20 protein-coding genes are annotated in these 19,025 nt (G+C 61.0%); 10 read left to right on the forward strand and 10 right to left on the reverse strand.

Features of this window, described 5'->3' with window-relative positions; all coding sequences use genetic code 11:
- Nucleotides 1-290: 290 nt before the first annotated feature.
- The 4 genes from ACTD9P_RS07785 to ACTD9P_RS07800 all read right to left on the reverse strand — a co-directional run bounded on the left by ACTD9P_RS07785 (nucleotide 291) and on the right by ACTD9P_RS07800 (nucleotide 2,802).
- Complete coding sequence (locus ACTD9P_RS07785; protein ID WP_003173733.1) at nucleotides 291-506, reverse strand: TOBE domain-containing protein; 216 nt, start codon at nucleotides 504-506, stop codon at nucleotides 291-293.
- Between the two features lie 150 nt (nucleotides 507-656).
- Nucleotides 657-1,577, reverse strand: a complete 921-nt coding sequence (locus tag ACTD9P_RS07790; protein WP_438867245.1) for a FecR domain-containing protein — start codon at nucleotides 1,575-1,577, stop codon at nucleotides 657-659.
- Nucleotides 1,574-2,092, reverse strand: a complete 519-nt coding sequence (locus ACTD9P_RS07795) for a sigma-70 family RNA polymerase sigma factor (protein WP_438867246.1) — start codon at nucleotides 2,090-2,092, stop codon at nucleotides 1,574-1,576. Before ACTD9P_RS07795 ends, ACTD9P_RS07790 begins: the two co-directional genes overlap by 4 nt.
- 92 nt (nucleotides 2,093-2,184) lie before the next feature.
- Nucleotides 2,185-2,802, reverse strand: coding sequence for an LbetaH domain-containing protein (locus ACTD9P_RS07800; protein WP_438867297.1), 618 nt, complete (start codon nucleotides 2,800-2,802; stop codon nucleotides 2,185-2,187).
- Nucleotides 2,803-2,922: 120 nt separating this feature from the next.
- Here ACTD9P_RS07800 and ACTD9P_RS07805 point away from each other — a divergent pair, with 120 nt between their 5' ends.
- Complete coding sequence (locus tag ACTD9P_RS07805) at nucleotides 2,923-3,888, forward strand: threo-3-hydroxy-L-aspartate ammonia-lyase (protein WP_438867247.1); 966 nt, start codon at nucleotides 2,923-2,925, stop codon at nucleotides 3,886-3,888.
- Complete coding sequence (locus ACTD9P_RS07810) at nucleotides 3,885-4,265, forward strand: RidA family protein (RefSeq protein ID WP_438867248.1); 381 nt, start codon at nucleotides 3,885-3,887, stop codon at nucleotides 4,263-4,265. The genes ACTD9P_RS07805 and ACTD9P_RS07810 overlap by 4 nt, the downstream gene beginning before the upstream one ends.
- Here the strand turns inward: ACTD9P_RS07810 and ACTD9P_RS07815 are convergent.
- A complete protein-coding gene (locus ACTD9P_RS07815; RefSeq protein ID WP_438867249.1) occupies nucleotides 4,253-4,879 on the reverse strand; it encodes a helix-turn-helix transcriptional regulator in 627 nt (208 codons plus the stop codon). The two genes, ACTD9P_RS07810 and ACTD9P_RS07815, sit on opposite strands and share 13 nt — an antisense overlap.
- A gap of 70 nt (nucleotides 4,880-4,949) precedes the next feature.
- Between ACTD9P_RS07815 and ACTD9P_RS07820 the strand changes: the two genes are divergently transcribed.
- The gene (locus ACTD9P_RS07820; protein WP_438867250.1) at nucleotides 4,950-6,053 is read left to right on the forward strand and encodes a DSD1 family PLP-dependent enzyme; all 1,104 of its coding nucleotides are present in this window, start codon (nucleotides 4,950-4,952) and stop codon (nucleotides 6,051-6,053) included.
- 8 nt (nucleotides 6,054-6,061) lie between these two features.
- Here the strand turns inward: ACTD9P_RS07820 and ACTD9P_RS07825 are convergent, their stop codons facing one another.
- A complete protein-coding gene (locus tag ACTD9P_RS07825; protein WP_438867251.1) occupies nucleotides 6,062-6,529 on the reverse strand; it encodes a GNAT family N-acetyltransferase in 468 nt (155 codons plus the stop codon).
- Nucleotides 6,530-6,777: 248 nt separating this feature from the next.
- On the opposite strand from ACTD9P_RS07825, the gene ACTD9P_RS07830 reads away from it, so the two are divergent.
- Complete coding sequence (locus ACTD9P_RS07830) at nucleotides 6,778-8,028, forward strand: ribonucleotide-diphosphate reductase subunit beta (RefSeq protein ID WP_169988491.1); 1,251 nt, start codon at nucleotides 6,778-6,780, stop codon at nucleotides 8,026-8,028.
- Between the two features lie 185 nt (nucleotides 8,029-8,213).
- Nucleotides 8,214-8,702: a DUF1289 domain-containing protein gene (locus tag ACTD9P_RS07835; protein ID WP_305459669.1), complete on the forward strand. Its 489-nt coding sequence runs from the start codon at nucleotides 8,214-8,216 to the stop codon at nucleotides 8,700-8,702.
- A gap of 34 nt (nucleotides 8,703-8,736) precedes the next feature.
- Here the strand turns inward: ACTD9P_RS07835 and mdeB are convergent, their stop codons facing one another.
- Complete coding sequence (gene mdeB / locus ACTD9P_RS07840; protein WP_438867252.1) at nucleotides 8,737-11,415, reverse strand: alpha-ketoglutarate dehydrogenase; 2,679 nt, start codon at nucleotides 11,413-11,415, stop codon at nucleotides 8,737-8,739.
- 191 nt (nucleotides 11,416-11,606) lie between these two features.
- Here mdeB and ACTD9P_RS07845 point away from each other — a divergent pair, with 191 nt between their 5' ends.
- The 3 genes from ACTD9P_RS07845 to ACTD9P_RS07855 all read left to right on the forward strand — a co-directional run bounded on the left by ACTD9P_RS07845 (nucleotide 11,607) and on the right by ACTD9P_RS07855 (nucleotide 14,360).
- Nucleotides 11,607-12,521 carry a class I SAM-dependent methyltransferase gene (locus tag ACTD9P_RS07845; RefSeq protein ID WP_438867253.1) on the forward strand — a complete coding sequence of 305 codons (915 nt, stop codon included), beginning with the start codon at nucleotides 11,607-11,609 and terminating at the stop codon, nucleotides 12,519-12,521.
- A gap of 148 nt (nucleotides 12,522-12,669) precedes the next feature.
- Complete coding sequence (pcsA, locus tag ACTD9P_RS07850) at nucleotides 12,670-13,389, forward strand: phosphatidylcholine synthase (protein WP_438867254.1); 720 nt, start codon at nucleotides 12,670-12,672, stop codon at nucleotides 13,387-13,389.
- 191 nt (nucleotides 13,390-13,580) lie between these two features.
- Nucleotides 13,581-14,360, forward strand: a complete 780-nt coding sequence (locus ACTD9P_RS07855) for a TSUP family transporter (protein WP_438867255.1) — start codon at nucleotides 13,581-13,583, stop codon at nucleotides 14,358-14,360.
- On the opposite strand, the gene nudC is transcribed toward ACTD9P_RS07855, so the two are convergent.
- Nucleotides 14,328-15,161 (reverse strand): NAD(+) diphosphatase, encoded by an 834-nt coding sequence (gene nudC, locus ACTD9P_RS07860; RefSeq protein WP_138817512.1) that lies wholly within the window; start codon nucleotides 15,159-15,161, stop codon nucleotides 14,328-14,330. The two genes, ACTD9P_RS07855 and nudC, sit on opposite strands and share 33 nt — an antisense overlap.
- A gap of 5 nt (nucleotides 15,162-15,166) precedes the next feature.
- Entirely contained in the window at nucleotides 15,167-15,979 is an 813-nt protein-coding gene (locus tag ACTD9P_RS07865) for a crotonase/enoyl-CoA hydratase family protein (RefSeq protein WP_438867256.1), read from the reverse strand.
- A 192-nt stretch (nucleotides 15,980-16,171) separates the two neighbouring features.
- Here ACTD9P_RS07865 and ACTD9P_RS07870 point away from each other — a divergent pair, with 192 nt between their 5' ends.
- Both ACTD9P_RS07870 and ACTD9P_RS07875 read left to right on the forward strand, forming a co-directional pair.
- Nucleotides 16,172-17,461 (forward strand): chloride channel protein, encoded by a 1,290-nt coding sequence (locus tag ACTD9P_RS07870; protein ID WP_438867257.1) that lies wholly within the window; start codon nucleotides 16,172-16,174, stop codon nucleotides 17,459-17,461.
- Between the two features lie 41 nt (nucleotides 17,462-17,502).
- Nucleotides 17,503-18,057: a UPF0149 family protein gene (locus ACTD9P_RS07875; RefSeq protein ID WP_438867258.1), complete on the forward strand. Its 555-nt coding sequence runs from the start codon at nucleotides 17,503-17,505 to the stop codon at nucleotides 18,055-18,057.
- A 6-nt stretch (nucleotides 18,058-18,063) separates the two neighbouring features.
- Here ACTD9P_RS07875 and ACTD9P_RS07880 read toward each other — a convergent pair whose 3' ends face one another.
- Nucleotides 18,064-18,693 (reverse strand): lytic polysaccharide monooxygenase auxiliary activity family 9 protein, encoded by a 630-nt coding sequence (locus ACTD9P_RS07880; protein ID WP_438867259.1) that lies wholly within the window; start codon nucleotides 18,691-18,693, stop codon nucleotides 18,064-18,066.
- Nucleotides 18,694-19,025: the final 332 nt, after the last annotated feature.

Consider the following 19,025-nt stretch of genomic DNA (forward strand, 5'->3'; position numbering starts at 1 on the left):
GGCGGTGGGTCAGTCAATTCATCTGTCACTGACACACCGCATTCGCGAGCAAGCCCGCTCCCACAGGTGACCGAGTGTGACTCTACTGTTGCTGTTGCTCCGGCTCTTACATCCCTTTCGATGACGAAGTCAGCGGTCTTTTGATCTGCGCTTTTGATCTTGATCTGAGAACGCCCCCCCCCAAATCACTGGCGGATTGCAGGCATGCCGAGCCATAGCGAGGCACCGAGTGTTGGGGCGAAGACTTTTTGGTTACTTTTGTCTGGGCCGGCATACACTTGCGAATACATTTACAGCTTGGCAATCGACACTTCAGTCGACTTCACAAAGGCAATCACTTCACTGCCCACTTTCAATTCCAGGTCACGCACCGAGCGGGTGGTGATCACTGATGTGACGATGCCGGACGCGGTTTGCACATCAATTTCGGACACCACTTCCCCCAGCAGAATTTCCTTGATCACGCCCTTGAACTGGTTGCGCACGTTGATCGCTTTAATGGTCATGTCGGCTTTCCTTTTGGCTGTTGGGTCAATCCGCACGAATGCGCAGGCCCTCAAAATGCGTTATCGGCACAAACATTAAAAGGAATATATAACTCTTTATTTATTCGATATTGGTATATGCGCGCAATTGGCCCGCGCACGCCGCAGGATCTACGCCAGGACTCGACTCAATGTCACCCAGTAACGCGTGCGCGCTCGCACCTCAAACCCCAGGGTCTGGGCCAGCAGCGTGAGGATGCGGTCGGTGTCATCCAGGCGAAAGCTGCCGGTGACCCGCAGTGTTTCCAGGCTTGGGTCCCAGCGCAACACGCCGGGGCGGTAGCGTTCCAGTTCGCGCAGGAAGTCGCCCAAGGGCTGATCCTGCGCAGTCAGTACGCCGTCGCGCCAGTCCAGTTGCTGCACATCAAACGCGGCCCTTTCGGCCAAGCCCTGAGGCTTTAATGACACTTGCTGACCGACGCTCAAGGTCGCCAGTTGCCCGCTATGGTCACGCACCTGCACCGCGCCCTTGAACACCGACACGCGGCAGCCAGACGCCAATTGCCGCACGCACACTTCGCCGTGGCGCACCTCTACCTGGCCGTAGCGCGTGTACACACTGATCGCCGCTGCGCCCGGTACCGTCAGCGCCAACTCGCCGTCCACCAGTGTGATGCGTCGCTGTGCCAGGTCAACATCCACCGCCGTCGCCGTGTTGAGTTGCAGGCTGCCGCCATCGGCCAATGGCAGGCGTTTGCGCTCGCCGGTGGCGGTGTGTAAATCGGCCCGCCATGCCTCGATGGACAACTGCCGGCTGATCAACCAGGCGGTCGGCACCAGCGCCGCCACGCCCAGGGCCCGCTTGAGCAACGCACGCCGCCCCGCTTGCGGACGGTCGAGGCTGGCCATTGCCACGGCCTGGGGCAAGTCATTGAAGCGCTGACGCAGCGTTTGGGCTTTCTGCCAGGTCTGTTCGTGCTGAGGGTGGCTGTCGCGCCAAGCCTGCAAATTGGCGTGGTCACGCTCGGTAGCCGCGCCGGATTCCAACAGCGCCAACCACTGAGCCGCAGCACGCGCTACGTCGCGACTCAAAGGTCCACCATCAGGCAATGTTCATAGGCCTGGGCCATGTAGCGCTTGACCGTGCGCTCAGAGACGTCGAGCCGCTCGGCGATCTCGCGATAACCCAGGCCTTCCAACTGGCTCCACAAAAAGGCGCGGCGCACCGCCGGCGGCAAACCGTCGAGCAACTCATCCAGGGCGTGCAGGGTTTCCAGCAGCAGCCAGCGTTGCTCGGGCGACGGCACGCAGGATTCAGGCAAATTCGCCAGCGCCTTCAGATAGGCTTGCTCAAGGCTGCGGCGCTGATGAAAGTTGGCCAGCAAGCGCTTGCCGACGGTCACCAGATACGCCCGTGGCTCCTGCATCTGCGCAATCGGCTGGGCACTGGCCAATACCCGCACAAAGGTGTCCTGGCTCAGGTCCGCCGCATCCCAGGCATTGCCCAGGCGCCGGCGCAGCCAGCTTTCGAGCCAGCTGCGGTGGTCGCGGTACAAACTCGACAGGGTTTGATCACCGGCGTGGGTGGGAGCAACAGCATCAGTCATGGCAAACAACCTGCGCGGCGCGAGTGAGTCTCAAATGAGATTCATTCTATTTAATATCGCTGCTGATCACCACGCTCTTTTCAACATCGTGTTTATCCGGTCAGTTCTGCATCAAACACTTGCCCACGCCCTACTGTGCTGGCAGGCGCCAATAGCGTGCCCGGTGCCAATACCGCATTGGCCCCTATCCGGCACTGATCGCCGAGCAAGGCGCCAAACTTGTCGCACCCGGTACGCTGCAACTGCCCGGCGACCCGCACCTGCACTTCCTTGTCCAACCGCTCGTTACGGTAGTTGGCGACGATACTGCCGGCTTCCAGATTGATCCCATGCCCCAGCACCGAATCGCCGACAAAGTTGAAGTGCGCCAGTTTGCTGCCACTGAATACAAACGAGGTTTTCAACTCTGCGCCGGGGCCGATGATGCATTGCGCATCCACCCAGCAACCGCCGCGCAACAGCGAGCCGCTGGCAATAAAACACTCGGCGCCGATGATCAGCGGGCCTTTGAGCAAGGCCCCAGCCTCGACGGTAGCGGTACGGTGGATGGCGATTTCATCCTCAATAATGTAATCGGCTGCCAGCAGTTGAGTGAGCATCTGGCGAACAATCACTGGGGCCTGGGTCGTCAGCGCCCAGGGTGTGAGGGCGGCCCAAGGTGCCAGCGGCGATTGGGAAAAGTCGGCGATGTATTCGGCGAGTCGTATCAACATCGGGCCCTCGAGGAGTAAGAGAAGCGCGAAACTTTAGCACTTCAGCAAAACCAAACGGATCTTTACTATTTGTCTTTATATGGATATTTTATCCATATCCGCACACGAGGTCCGCCCATGCAATTGCCTGACTATTCAGATGTCATCGCCGCCGCCCAACGTTTGCAAGGCTTTGCCCATCAAACGCCGGTGTTTACCTCACGCACCCTCGACGCTGAAACCGGCGCCCAGGTGTTCATCAAGTGTGAAAACCTGCAGCGCACCGGCTCGTTCAAGTTTCGCGGTGCGTTTAATGCGCTCTCGCAGTTTGACGCGCAGCAGCGCAAGGCCGGAGTGGTGGCGTTCTCCTCCGGCAACCATGCCCAGGGCATTGCGCTGGCCGCGCAATTGCTCGGTATGCCGGCGACCATCGTGATGCCCGCCGACGCGCCTGCCGCCAAAGTAGCCGCCACTCGGGAATACGGCGCCAGCGTGGTGCTGTATGACCGTTTCAACGAGGACCGTGAGCAGATCGGCCGCACCTTGGCGGTGGAGCATGGCATGACGTTGATCCCGCCTTACGACCACCCGCACATCCTCGCCGGCCAAGGCACGGCCGCCAAGGAACTGTTGGAATTCACCGGGCCGCTGGACGCTTTGTTTGTCGGCCTGGGTGGTGGCGGCATGCTTTCGGGCACCGCACTGTCGACCCGTGCGCTGGCCCCCGATTGCCGGCTGTTTGGTGTTGAGCCCCAAGCGGGCAACGACGGCCAGCGTTCATTCCAGACCGGCAGCATCGTGCACATCGACACCCCGGCGACTATCGCCGACGGTGCGCAAACCCAGCACCTGGGCGACTGCACCTTCCCGATCATCCGCGACAAGGTGACCGACATTCTCACCGTCTCCGACGCGCAGTTGGTGGCCGCGATGACGTTCTTTATGCAACGCATGAAAATGGTGGTCGAACCCACCGGGTGCCTGGGCCTGGCGGCGTTGCGCCAGCTGGGCGAGCGGTTCAAGGGCCAGCGCGTGGGCATTATCGTCACTGGCGGCAATGTCGATATTGCGCGCTACGCCGCGTTGCTCAGCGAGGCGCCATGAATATCATCCACACCGAGGCCGCCTCGGCGCCTGCCGGGCATTACGCCCAAGCCGTCAGCCACGGCGATACGCTGTATATCTCTGGGCAATTGCCGGTGAGCGCGGACGGGCGCCACAACCTTGAAGCATCGTTTGCCGAACAGGCCCAGCTAGCGCTGGCTAACTTGCTGACCATCCTGAAAGCCGCCGGTGGCTCGCCGCAGGATCTGGTGAAGGTCACGGTGTATGTGGCCGGGGTGCAGCACTGGCCGCAATTCGACCGTATTTACGCCGCCGCGCTGGGCGAGCATCGCCCTGCTCGCGCGGTGGTGCCGGTGCCCGAGTTGCACCACGGTTACCTGGTGGAGATTGAAGCCGTGGCGCGCTATTTGGCGTAGGTGTAGACCGCCGCACGGGACACGCCCAAGTGCGCAGCCACGGTCTCCATGGCCCGGCGAATATCCATGCAGCCCGAGTCCTTGAGCTCTTGCAGCAACAGCCGTCGGTCCGCCGCCTTGAGCGCGCGCGGCGTGGTGGCCAGGCGTGCGGCGAACTGGTCGATGCGGGTACGAATCACATCGGCCCCGGACGGTTCCAGGGATTCGATAAGCGTGTCGCCGGTGACCGAGCCAAATTGCTCAAGCATGCCCTGCAGGCCACGGAACAGTGAGAGGTCGACGTTCATGCACAAGGCGGCGACGTACTTGCCGCTGGCGTCCTTGATACCAATCGAGGTGCTTTTGACTTGGCGGCCATCGGCGAACTGATTGCGGTAATTGGCAATGATCTGCGGGTAGTCGGGGTCGGCAATCCGCGCCAGGCCCAGCTCGGTGGTCGGCTCGCCCGGCGAGCGCCCGGAGAGGTTGTTATGGATCGCCAGGATCGCCTGCTGCGGGTCGCGCAAATCGTGCAGCACCACCTCGCAGAACGGGCTGAAGGTTTTGCTCAAACCTTCGGCAATCTGTTCGAGCTGGCTGATCAGGGTGGTTTCTTCGGCAGAGGTCTTTTTCATGCAAGACAACATATCCAGTCCTGGACAGGCCGTCAATTTGGCCGCCGTCCGCCCTTGTGGAGCGTTAACCATGGACACCCCAGCAGCATTGCTAGACTGCGTGAAAATGCAGCGCAACCTCCAGCGCATGCAACAACGCGCCGACCATTTGGGCGTGCACCTGCGCCCCCACGTCAAAACCCACAAGTGCGCCGAAGTGGTGGCTGCGCAGATAACGGCCGGTGCCCGTGGCATCACCGTATCGACGCTCAAGGAAGCCGAATACTTCTTTGAACTGGGCATCCAAAACATCCTCTACGCCGTCGCCATGGCCCCGCACAAATTGCCCCAGGCCCTGGCGCTGCGCCGCCGGGGTTGCGCGCTGACGCTGATCACCGACAGCCTCGCCGGCGCCCAGGCCCTCATCGATTTCGGCAGCGAGCAGGGTGAAACCTTTGCGGTGATGATCGAGATTGATTGCGACGGCCACCGTTCCGGGGTCAAGCCACAGGATCCGCTATTGCTCGACATCGCCCGCTTGCTCGGTGACAGCCTCGTCGGCGTACTGACCCATGCCGGGGAAAGCTACGGCCTGGATACGCCTGAAGCATTGCAGGCCATCGCCGAACAGGAACGCGCACGCTGCGTTGAAGCGGCGCAACGTATCCGTGCCGCCGGGATGGCCTGCGATCAGGTGAGTGTCGGCTCCACGCCTACCGCATTGTCGGCCGTCAGCCTTGAGGGCGTGACCGAACTGCGCGCGGGTGTGTACGCGTTTTTTGATCTGGTAATGCACAACATCGGCGTATGCCGCACCGATGAACTGGCCTTGAGCGTGCTGACCACCGTGATCGGCCATCAAGCGGAAAAAGGCTGGATCATCACCGATGCCGGCTGGATGGCCATGAGCCGCGATCGCGGCACGCACGCGCAGAAACGCGACTTCGGTTATGGCCAGGTGTGCGATGAGCACGGGGAGTTGATCGACGGGTTGCTGTTGAGCAGCGCCAACCAGGAGCATGGCGTAGCGCGATTCGAAGCGGGCGGCGTGGATGTGGAGACACAATTTCCGCTCGGCACGCGCCTGCGTATTCTGCCCAATCATGCGTGCGCCACGGGGGCGCAGTTTGGCAGTTACAACGCCGTGTTGCACACGGGTGAGGTGCAGATCTGGGAGCGGCTGCGTGGCTGGTAGGCCAGCCGCTAAAGATCGAGCTCCATCTTGATGATCTCGATGGACGCCGGGCTGTTGCCCCGGCTGAAGGTGCCCTCGCCGACCTTGCGAAAGCCGAAGGCGGCATAGAAGTTTTCGGCGTTAAGGGTCGCTTCCAGGTAAGCCTTGGCATGGCCGGCATTCTTGATGCGCTGCAAGGCTTCATTCAATAAGCGTGCGCCAATGCCCTGCCCGGCGGCATCGCCGCGCACGAACAGTTTGCTGATTTCATGTCCGTCGATTTCGATAAAACCCTGCAGCCTGTCGGTGTGTGCCAGCCACAGGTTGCCGGCGGCGATGGCCTCGCGGTAGGTCGCCGGTGAGCGACCGTCGAGCCACATGGCGATCTGTTCGGGGCCGTAGTTGCCTGTGCAGAGTGTTTCGACGGAGTTCCTATGCACCTCGAAGAGGTTTTGCGCGTCTTCCAACGTGGCGGATCGGATCAGTATTTTTTTCATTCCCTTGAAAATCCACCGTCAGTCAATGAACCCAGGCTTTATAGCTCACCGGGCGCCGCGCCGCGACCCAAGACCGCACATCTTGTGCGTTGACCTGTTTTGTTACACACCATATAGTGTGCCCACAAACACAAACCACCACTACATAGTGTGCAGTATCGGTATTTACCGACCACACTCTGCGCAGTATTTCAATGCCTTGAAGCCTGCAAAAACCTATTTTTCGAGTACCAGGAAGGAGAATTTCAATGTTGAGTTGGGATGAAGTCGACAACGAAGACACCGGTGCAGCGGTGATCAAAGGCGCCAACGCCGGCCACGCCACCGAAGCCAACATGGACCGCCTCGACGGTGCCGGCGCTGCCGCCGCCATCGAAGCCCGCGCCGTCACCGCCAACGACTCCGCCGCCATCGTGCGCGCCAAGGCCGCCCTCGACAAACTCGACGTCGCCGAAGGCCTCGCCGAACTCGAAGGCTCCGCCGCCCGCGTCGCCGTTGACGAAAAGCGCATGATCAACTGCCGCGCCGACCTCAACCAACTCGTGCCCTTCAAGTACGACTGGGCCTGGCAAAAGTACCTCGACGGCTGCGCCAACCACTGGATGCCGCAAGAGGTCAACATGACCGCCGACATCGCCCTGTGGAAAAACCCCGAAGGCCTCACCGACGACGAACGCCGCATCGTCATGCGCAACCTCGGCTTCTTCTCCACTGCTGATTCGTTGGTCGCGAACAACCTGGTACTGGCCGTGTACCGCCTGATCACCAACCCGGAGTGCCGCCAGTACATCCTGCGCCAGGCCTTCGAAGAAGCGATCCACACCCACGCCTACCAGTACTGCATCGAATCGCTGGCCATGGATGAAGGCGAGATCTTCAACATGTACCACGAGATTCCATCGGTGGCCAAAAAAGCCGCCTGGGGCCTCAAATACACCCGCTCGATCTCCGATCCGAAGTTCGAAACCGGCACCGTCGAAACCGACAAAGAACTGCTGCGCAACCTCGTCGCCTACTACTGCGTCCTGGAAGGCATCTTCTTCTACTGCGGCTTCACCCAGATCCTGTCCATGGGCCGCCGCAACAAAATGACCGGCGTCGCGGAACAGTTCCAGTACATCCTGCGTGACGAGTCGATGCACCTGAACTTCGGTATCGATGTGATCAACCAGATCAAAATCGAAAACCCGCACTTGTGGGATGCCGAGATGAAGGAAGAAGCGACCCAGATGATTTTGCAGGGGACGCAGCTGGAGATTGAATACGCGCGGGATACCATGCCGCGTGGGGTGTTGGGCATGAATGCGGCGATGATGGAGGATTACCTCAAGTTCATCGCGAATCGTCGTTTGTCGCAGATTGGTCTTAAAGAAGAATACCCAGGGACGACTAACCCGTTCCCTTGGATGAGCGAGATCATGGATTTGAAGAAAGAGAAAAACTTCTTCGAAACCCGTGTGATCGAGTACCAAACCGGCGGCGCGCTGAGCTGGGATTGATCTATTAAGCAGATCTAAAATTGTGGGAGCGGGCTTGTTGTGGCGAGCAAGCTTGCTTGCGCTGGGGTGCGAAGCAGCCCCAAAAATCCTACTCCAGCTACGCTGTCGTGCGGGAGCAAGCTCCCTCGCCACAGCAAGCCCGCTCTAGGTCCGTGGTGTTCTACAGACTTTGCAAAATGCCTTTTATGCCCAACCAAACCATCAAAACGCCGTGTGTCGGCCTGTGCTCCACCGTTTACGGCGACCTGGTCTGCCGGGGCTGCAAGCGTTATCACCATGAAGTCATCCAGTGGAATGGCTACAATGCCGAGGAAAAACAGGCGGTGTGGCTGCGCCTGGAGCAATTGCTTGTGCAAGTGATGGCCAGCAAGCTGGAAGTGTTTGACCCACAGCTTTTGCGCCAGCAACTTGAAACCCGCAAAATTCGCTTTGTGCCGCACCAGTCGCCGTACTGCTGGGCGTACCAGTTGATTGCCCGGGGTGCGCGGGTGATTTCCAGGCTGGATGCGTATGGTCTGGCGCTGCTGCCGGAGTTTCGCGAGCGCCACCTGGCGGATTTGCGTGACGCGATTGACCGCGAGTTTTTCCTGCTGTCCGAGGCGCATTACGAGCGCTATATCGCACCGGGCTTTTTGCGTGAGTCTTTTGGCGCTCCGTTGATCGCAAGTATTTAAGCGACAGCACAAAACCACATTTGATCTTTGTTGTTCAAGAGATCCAGGAAGGCTCGCGCGCTACCTGCACGCCATACCGCTCAATCGCCTGCTGGCATACCTCCCGTGGCACACTGCCCTGCTCAACCAACGCCGTCAGCGCCGCCAGTACAATGTGATAGCGATCCACCTCAAAGAAATCACGCAACGCGGCCCGCGTGTCACTGCGCCCAAATCCGTCTGTGCCCAACACCGTGTAGCTGCTGTCCAGATACGAAGCGATCATCTGCGGCACCGCCCGCACATAGTCGGATACGGCAATCACCGGCGCACCAGCGGGCAAACAGTCGCTCACATGACTGACGCGCTTTGCCTCTTGCGGATGCAATCGATTCCAGCGCTCCACCTCCCGCGCATCGCGTGCCAGTTCGCTGAAACTGGTCACGCTGAACACCTCGCTCGCCACCTGCCAATCCTCAGCCAGTAACTGCGCGGCCGCCTGAGCCTCACGCACCAGTGTGCCCGAGCCAAGCAGGCGTACCCTGGCCTGCGCAGCCCCTTGCAACCGATACATGCCCTTGATAATCGCCGCCTCCACGCCCGCCGGCAGCGTCGGTTGCGGGTAGTTTTCGTTCATCAGGGTCACGTAGTAGAACTCGTCCACATCGTGCTCCAGCATCTGGCGCATGCCGTGGTCGAGGATCACCGCAAACTCGCCGGCAAATGCCGGGTCGTAGGCGCAGCAATTGGGCACCGTCGCGGCTGCCAAGTGGCTGCTGCCGTCCTGATGCTGCAAGCCTTCGCCGCCCAGGGTGGTGCGCCCGGCGGTGGCGCCGAGCAGAAAACCTCGGGCGCGCTGGTCGGCGGCAGCCCAGATCAGGTCACCGACGCGCTGGAAACCGAACATCGAGTAATAGATGTAGAACGGCAACATGCGCAGCCCATGCACCGAATAACTGGTGGCCGCCGCCACCCACGAGCTGATGGCACTGGCTTCGCTGATGCCTTCTTCGAGAATCTGCCCGTCGGTGGCTTCGCGGTAGCTGAGGATCGAACCAATGTCTTCCGGCTCATAGCGCTGGCCAACGCTGGAGTAAATGCCGATCTGCTTGAACAGGTTGGCCATGCCGAAGGTACGCGCTTCATCCGCCACAATCGGCACGATGCGCGGGCCCAGCGCCTTGTCCTTGAGCAGGTTGGTGAGCATGCGCACAAAGGCCATGGTGGTGGACATCTCCTTGCCGTCGGTTGCCGTGGCGAAACCGGCGTAGCCTGCCAACGGCGGCACGCTGATGGGAGCGGCCAGCGGGCTGCGGCTTGGCACATAACCGCCGAGTTTATGCCGACGTCGATGCAGGTAACGCAGTTCAACGCTGTCCTCGGCGGGTTTGAAAAAACTCAAGGATTCGGCCTGCGCATCCGTCAGCGGCAATTGGAAGCGATTGCGAAAGGCGAGCAGCGCATCGCGGTCGAGCTTCTTCTGCTGGTGCGTGGTCATCTTGCCCTGCCCGGCTTCGCCCATGCCGAAGCCCTTTTTGGTCTGGGCCAGAATCACCGTGGGCTGGCCTTTGACCCGGCGCGCGGCATGGTAGGCGGCGTGGATCTTGACCATGTCGTGGCCACCGCGCTTGAGGCGGTCGATCTGTTCGTCGCTCATGCCCGCCACCAGGGCCGCCAGCGACGCGCTTTGGCCGAAGAAATGCTCGCGGTTATAGGCGCCGTCTTTGGCGGCGAAGGTCTGGAATTGCCCGTCGACGGTGTTCGACAAGGTGTCCACCAGCGAGCCGTCGGTGTCCTTGGCCAGCAAGGCGTCCCAGTCCGAGCCCCACACCAGCTTGATCACGTTCCAGCCGGCACCGGCAAACAAGGCTTCGAGTTCGTCGATGATGCGCCCGTTGCCACGCACCGGGCCGTCGAGGCGTTGCAGGTTGCAGTTGACCACCCAGGTCAGGTTGTCCAGGCCTTCGCGGGCAGCCAGGGTCAGGGCCGACATGCTTTCCGGCTCGTCCATTTCGCCATCGCCGAACACGCCCCAGACGTGACGCTCGGCGGTGTCCAGCAAGCCGCGATGTTGCAGATAGCGCATGAAGCGCGCCTGGAAAATCGAGCTGATCGGGCCGATGCCCATGGAGCCGGTGGGGAACTGCCAGAAGTCCGGCATCAACCACGGGTGCGGGTAGCTGGACAGGCCGCGTGCCCCGGCTTTTGGCCCACCGATTTCCTGGCGGTAGTGCGCCAGGTCGTTTTCCGTCAGGCGGCCTTCCAGATAAGCGCGGGCATAAATTCCCGGTGCCGAATGTGGCTGGTAGAACACCAGGTCGCCACCGAAGGTGTCGCTGCGCGCCCGGAAGAAGTGATTGAAACCGACTTCGAACAGGTCCGCCGCACTCGCATAACTGGCGATATGGCCACCCAGCTCGCCATACGTCTGGTTGGCGCGCACCACCATGGCCAAAGCGTTCCAACGTACCAGCGAGGCGATGCGTTCTTCGGTGGCCAGGTCACCGGGAAACGCCGGTTGCTGCTCAACACTGATGCTGTTGATGTAGGGCGTGCCGTGACGCGGTTTCCAGTCGATGTGCGGTGCGCTGCCTTCGCGGGCCAGCAGGTCGAGGATCTGGCGCGCGCGTGCTGGCCCGGCATTGGCCACCAGCGAGGCCAGGGCGTCGCGCCACTCATCCAGTTCTTGCGGGTCTTGGGCTGTGTGATTGACTGCACTCGCGAAACCGTTCATGGGCACCTCCGGGCTTTTTTTCCAGTTTATGTCGGTGCCGAAGGATTTTTTGCCTGTTATCAGGCGCAGGTTCAAGCATTTTGAGCATGAATCACTGCTAATCATCTTTTTAGCAGCACGTTGTGCTCAAACACGACGCAGCACCGCAACTGTGTTTAAAATGCCGCCCGCTCAATGACTGACGCTCAACGATGAACCCAGACGCACTCGCTACCCTGCACACCCATTTGCTCACCGCCCTGGCCAACCCGCCGAGTGAAACCCGGCGCCTGTTCCACGGCCGTGGCCGCTGCTGGCCGGGCCTGGAGCAACTGACGGTGGACTGGTTGCAGGGCGTGCTGCTGGTCTCGTTGTTCAAGGCGCCTGCGCCTGCGCAGCTCGAAGCCCTTAAACAGCTGCTGCAAACACAGTTCAATGCCTACACGGTGGCCTTGCAACACCGCTACCTGCCGCAAAGCACCACCGAATGGCTCTCGGGCGAAGCCGTAGACGAACTGACCATTACCGAAGGCGGCCTGCGTTACCTGATCGACCTGGGTAAAAAACAGAACAGCGGGCTGTTCCTCGACATGCGCTACGGCCGCAACTGGGTGCGCGAACAGGCCAAGGGCCAGCGCGTACTCAACCTGTTCGCCTATACCTGCGGTTTCTCGGTGGCGGCCATCGAAGGCGGCGCCGACCATGTGGTGAACCTGGACATGGCCCGTGGCGCCTTGAGTCGCGGGCGCGACAACCATCGCCTCAATGGTCATGACCTGAGCAAGGTCAACTTCCTCGGCCACGACCTGTTCAAGTCCTGGGCCAAGGTGACCAACAGCGGCCCTTACGATCTGGTGATCATCGACCCGCCGTCGTTCCAGAAAGGCAGTTTTCTGCTGACCAAAGACTACCAACGCGTGCTGCGCCGCCTGCCGGATCTGCTCACAGCCCACGGCACGGTGCTGGCGTGCATGAACGACCCGGCCTTCGGTGAGGGCTTCCTGATTGACGGCGTAACCCGCGAAGCACCGGGCCTGCGCTTTGTGCAGCGGTTGGAAAACCCGCCGGAATTTCCCGATGTCGACCCGCAAAGCGGTTTGAAGGCACTGGTGTTCCGTCAGGGTTGATGCCGAAACGTCTGACCCTTGCTACGCTAAGTGATACACCGGGCGGTGAACCTTATCCCCCCCTTCCCGGTCGATACCTGCATTCCCCGGCCAGACTCGACGGCGTTACGTCGTCGGCTGCCCTGTTTGATCTTTTGGAGAGCCGCCCGTGATATCGACCCTGCATGTAGCCAGACTCAAAGCCTGGGGCGCCCACGGCTTTACCGCCACCGGCGTGGTGCTGGCGTTCCTGGCCACCCTGGCCTTGCTGGAAAACTCACCCAAGGCCTGCCTGCTGTGGCTGGGCCTGGCGCTGGTGGTCGATGGCGTCGATGGCTCACTGGCGCGACGGGTCAATGTCAGCACGGTACTGCCCAGCTTCGACGGCTCGGTGCTGGACCTGGTGATCGATTACCTGACCTATGTGTTTATTCCGGCGCTGTTTATCTACCGCTATATAGACCTGCCGGACTTCACCCACCTGTTTACCGTGTCGGTGATCCTGGTGTCGTCGCTGTTCTGCTTCTGCAATGTGAACATGAAGAGCAAGGACAACTATTTTGTCGGCTTTCCTGCGGCGTGGAATGTGGTGGCCTTGTGCGTTTACATCATCCAGCCGGATGCCTGGGTGACCCTGGCCACGGTGATCGGCCTGGCACTGCTGACGGTCACGCCGATGAAGTTTCTGCACCCGTTCCGGGTCAAGCGTTTTATGCCAATCAACATCGCCGTGACCACGATTTGGTTGCTGTGCAGCTTTTTGATGGTAGTGGATTACCCCAATACCAACCCATGGACGTTTGGGTTGTGGTCGGTGATGTCGGCGTACTTTCTGGGAGTTTGTGTGTGGCGCACGGCGTTGGAGTGGCTGGACAAACGTCACGGTTGATTGCAATTCAAAATGTGGGAGCGGGCTTGCTCGCGAAGCCGGAGTGTCAGTTAGCACATCTATAACTGATCCACCGCTTTCGCGAGCAAGCCCGCTCCCACATTTGGATCGCGTAGAACAACAAGATCCAAGTAAGATACCGGCCTTTGGCGCAGCCCTTTTCTGCGCCCTGCCAATAATAAGCCCTGCCCATGCCCTTCGAACTCAGCGTTGACCTGACCACCCTCGCCATTCTTGCCTGCGTGGCCTTTATTGCCGGCTTTATCGACGCCATCGCCGGCGGCGGCGGCCTGCTCACCACGCCTGCCCTGCTCACCGCCGGCATGCCGCCGCACCTGGTGCTTGGCACCAACAAGCTCAGCTCGACCTTCGGCTCCGCCACTGCCAGTTTCACCTTCTACCGGCGCAAGCTGTTCCACCCGCGCCAATGGGTGCACGCCATCGTCGGCACGCTGATCGGCGCATTGGCGGGTGCCGTGGTCGCCCACTACCTGCCGGCCGAAACCCTGAACAAAATGCTCCCGGTAATCGTCTTCGCCTGCGGCGTGTATTTGCTGTTCGGCGGCACGCCCAAGGCGCCGCTGGACGCCGACGCACCGATCAAGAAGAAATGGCAATCCACCCAAGGCTTCGGCCTGGGTTTCTACGACGGCGTGGCCGGCCCCGGCACCGGCGCGTTCTGGACAGTCAGCACGATGCTGCTGCACCCCATCGATCTGGTCAAAGCCAGCGGCGTGGCGCGCAGCATGAACTTCGTCAGCAACGCGGCGGCGCTGTCGGTGTTTATCTTCAATGGCTCGGTGGACTGGATCGTCGGCCTGGCGATGGGCGTTTCGGTGATGTGCGGTGCGTTCTTTGGCGCACGCAGCGCAATCAGCGGCGGCGCCAAATTCATTCGGCCGGTGTTTATCACCGTGGTCCTCGGCCTGACCGTGCGCCTAGCCTGGCAGCACTGGTTCAGCGTGGCCTAAACGGCGCGCCAGATAGAGGTCGATCAGGTAACGCGCAATCGAACGTGACGCCGGCAACGGCGGCAAGTCGTGGATGTTGAACCACTGCGCGTCTTCGATCTCATCGGCCTGGGGCACGATGTCCCCCCCGGCGTACTCGGCATGGAAGCCCAGCATCATCGAGTGCGGGAACGGCCAGCACTGGCTGCCCATGTACTGGATGTTCTTGACCTCCACCTGCACTTCTTCGCGCACTTCACGAATCAGGCAATCTTCGGCCGACTCACCCGGCTCGGCGAACCCCGCCAGCGTGCTGTACACGCCCGTGACAAAACGCGGCGACCGCGCCAGCAGAATCTCGTCGCCACGGGTCACCAGCACAATCATGCTCGGCGAAATGCGTGGGTAGCTGCGCAGGTCGCAGGCCTGGCAATACATCGCACGTTCGCGCGGCACCTGGACCATGGCCTGGCCGCAACTGCCGCAGAACCGATGCTCACGCGCCCAGGTGCCGATCTGCGCGGCGTAGCCCAGCACTTTGTACAGGGTGTGGTCGCCCTGCAACATAAAGCCGCGCAAACCCTGCCAGCTGCAACCCGGCACTTCGGCTGCCGCGTTCAGCTCCAGCAAGTACACCGGCTCACCGTCGAGGTGGCCAATGCCATGTTCGGCAAACACCGGCAGGTCCTGGCGCTTGAGCCATTCACGCGGGAACAGCGGCCCATTGGTGTCATGCAAAAAGCCCTCGCGGCTGCGGGCGACGGCCCAGCCGCCAGGGGCGTCGTTGTCCAGCAGCGTTGTGGTAATCCAGCCTGGGGTCATGTCAGTCAATCCACGAATTCGGGTTTCTGCTTACTCATATGGGCCGCGATGGCCACGCGCAGGTCGTTGGATTGCAACATAGCCGAGTTCCAGGTGGCAACGTATTCCAGACCATCATTGACCGTATGGTCACGCATATAGCTGATCATGGCTTTGGTGCCGGCCACGGCAATCGGTGATTTGCTCGCGATTTCATGGGCGATTTCCATTACACCGGCCAACAGGCTGTCCTGATCGGGATACACACGGTTGACCAGGCCGATGCTGCGCGCTTCATCTGCGCCGAACGGGCGACCGGTGTAGGCCAGTTCACGCAACATGCCGTCGCCGATGATGCGTGGCAGCCGTTGCAGGGTGCCGACGTCGGCGGCCATGCCGATATCAATTTCCTTGATCGAGAACTGCGCGCCTTCGGCGGCGTAGCGCATGTCACAAGCGCTGATCAGGTCAATGGCGCCGCCGATGCAGTAACCCTGGATGGCCGCCAGCACCGGCTTGCGGCAGTTGTCGACGGCATTGAACGAGGCTTGCAGCTCAAGGATCTTGCGCCGCAGCAGGCGTGCGTTGCGGCCTACATCTTTGCCGAAGCTATTGGCCACCGAGGCCATCATCATCAAGTCGATACCGGAAGAGAAATGCTTGCCGGCGCCGCTGAGCACTACGGCGCGCACGGCGTCGGTGTCTTCGACCCATTGGAAGATGTCGATGATCTCGGTCCAGAACGCCGCGTTCATCGCGTTGATCTTTTCCGGGCGGTTGATCTGCACATGGGCAACATTGCCGGTGAGTTCGACGATGAAAGCTTGGTATTCGGACATGGCAGTGATCCCTGACTGGCGAGTAATAAGGCTCGAACTATAACAAGGGAGCATGACGGCGCATCGGCCAAAAACGGGACTGGCAAAAGTAATGAAATGTTGTGGGCGCGGGGTTTATGACCTGCCGATACATTTCACCCAGGCACCGCACTTTATCGGCTATACACTCAGGGCCACTGCCTGGAGCCCGCTATGCCGTCCACCTTTCGTTCATCATTGATTCTGGCCCTGGTGGTCGTGCTGACCGGCATTGGCGCCGGGCTGGGCGGGATGCTGCTGGCGTTACTGCTGCATGGCATCCAGCACCTTGCCTACGGTTACAGCCTCGACAGCCTGGTCAGCCACGAAACCTTTTTGTGGGGCGTCACCGCTGCCGCGCCGGAGCGCCGCCTGCTGGTGCTGGTGGTGTGCGGCCTGGTCGCCGGGCTGGGCTGGTGGATGATTTATTGCTATGGCCGCCCGCTGGTGAGCATCAAACAGGCCGTGTCTGAAAACATGCCGATCATGCCGCCCAAGACCACCCTCGCCCACGCCGTACTGCAGATCATCACCGTGGCCCTCGGTTCGCCATTGGGCCGTGAGGTGGCGCCGCGTGAGGTCGGCGCGCTGGCCGCAACCTGGCTGTCCCAACGCGCGCGCCTGGAACCGAACATGCACCGTTTGATCGTGGCCTGCGGCGCCGGTGCCGGGTTGGCGGCGGTGTACAACGTGCCGTTGGGCGGCGCGGTGTTTGTGCTGGAAGTACTGGTAGGCGCCTTCAGCTGGCCGGCGGCGGTGATTGCGCTGGCGACCTCGGCGATTGGTGCGTCGGTGGCCTGGATCGGGCTCGGCGCAGAATCTCAATATGCAGTGCCGCACTTTGTGCTCAGCCCGGCGCTGATCGCCTGGGCCGTGGTGTGCGGGCCGGTGTTTGGTGTGGCGGCCTATGGGTTCAGCCGTTTTACCGCCGGCGCCAGGGCCAACGCCGCACGCGGCTGGCGCCTGCCGGTAATGTCGCTGATCAACTTTACGCTTATCGGCGGGCTGGCGATGCTGCTGCCGCAGATCCTCGGCAATGGCAAAGGCCCGGCGCAGCTGGGCTTCGACAATGAGCTGACAATAGGCCTGGCCGCCCTCCTGCTGCTGGCCAAGGTGCTGATCACTGCCAGCAGCCTGCGCGCCGGTGCCGAGGGCGGCCTGCTGACGCCGGGCCTGGCCAATGGCGCGTTGCTCGCGATTCTGCTCGGCGGCGCCTGGAGCCTGGTATGGCCCGGGGTGCCGCTGGGCGCGTTTGCGATCATCGGCGCGGCGGCGTTTTTGGCCTCCAGCATGAGCATGCCGCTGACCGCGATTGTGCTGGTGGCCGAATTTACCCGCATCGAGCATGACTTTCTGGTGCCGATCATTCTGGCGGTGGTGGGTTCGATGTGCGTGAGCAAGCTGTGCCAGCGCTGGGAAATAAGTGGAAAAAAGCCCGCCCAAGCGCCATCCTCTGCGCTTTAAGCCGCCCACTTCGCGGCGCTCGACGTTTATAGGATATGCCCATGCTCGCCCAAACCCTCACCCCTGCCGATTTCGACTTCATTGACGAAACGCTGTTGAAATACGGCGACGATCATTCGGTGCTGAACCTGGCTGAACTCGACGGCTACTTCACCGCGCTGGTCTCAAGCCCCGCACAAGTGGACGTCGGTGAGTGGTTCCCGGCGATCTGGGGTGGGCAGAACCCGGCCTGGGAAAACGCGGAAGAGGCCCAGCGCTTTCTGGAGCTGTGCGTGCGCCATATGAATACGCTGGCGGCGCAATTGGCCACCGACGCGCAAAGCCTCAAGGCGCGTTTTGATGACACCGAACACCAAGGCCAAACCGTCACGCTTGCCGAGGAATGGTGCTTCGGTTATATCCGTGGCGCCGCGATTGGCAACTGGCCAGAGCTGCCGGCCGAACAGGCGGCGCTGCTGGAGAAGATTTCCTGGTGCGCCGAGCAGGACAACTTCGAACTGCCGGCCGACCTGGATGTAAACGCCCACCAACAGCGGGCTCGATCGATCGAACCCGCTGCGCGGGCGCTGCATGATTACTGGTTGGCACAGCGTTAACAGCGCTTATTTGAAGTCCAGGTCAAACGCCTGATAGAACGCGTTGCCGGTGTTGGCCACGATCCACATCAGCACCACCACATGCCGGCCTTTCTTGCCCTTGGGCAACGTGACCTGGTGTTCGATTTTGGCCTTCATTTCATCGGCGTGCTGGTAGTACGGCACCTGGGTGTAGAAGTCTTCGAAAAACGGCTTGGCCTCAAGCTGCGCACGGCTGATGCGTTGTTTGGGGTCCCAGCCATCCTTGGTGATCAGCCAGCGATAACCTCGGGTGACGTGGGCGGCGGTGTAGGCCCACTGCACCTTGAACACCTGACCAGCCTCGACATTCAGCAATGGCCAGGTAAACGGCGTGTTGAGCTTTTTGCTCATCTCCTCATCCGTGAAGTTGAGGCAATCGCGATCGTCGGTTTTTCCGCCACTCAGGATATGCCCGTCGCCTGGCGGCGTGACGCTTGGATCATCGGTTTGATAGGGAGCGGGGAACGGCCCGGCAGTGAGCGATGGGAAGTTTTTACCGCCCTCCATCTCGTTGACTTGCCAGTTGCCGAGCAGCCCGCGCTCTACCGCCACGGAACCACGGCTGGCCGGATCTACCACGCGACCATGGCGAAGTTGGGTCTGGGGTTTGTTCATTTCAGTCACTCCTTGATTGAATGTGCCCCGTCATGGAGCACGCCTCGAACTTACCTTGACGGGCGTTATTGTCCAGCCGCGGCTTACCTCGGAAAGTTCGCACACTGCCTGCGTATCGCTGACTAAAGGGCGTTGTCCTGCATCGGATTTACTGCTTGTCCTACGCGCAAAGGAGTAGTCCGACTACAAGTACAGTCCGTTCCCCGGACACGTCGGCGACAGCCTCGAAATACACGCCATACAACGATCCTCGCTCGACAAGGGTGGCGTGTTTGGCTGATTATTCGGGTCCGCCCGTCGGCCACTCCATACCGCCTAGCCTTGATCAGGAG

Origin of the sequence: Pseudomonas onubensis (assembly GCF_965653655.1) — a bacterium.
Classification (GTDB): Bacteria; Pseudomonadota; Gammaproteobacteria; order Pseudomonadales; family Pseudomonadaceae; genus Aquipseudomonas.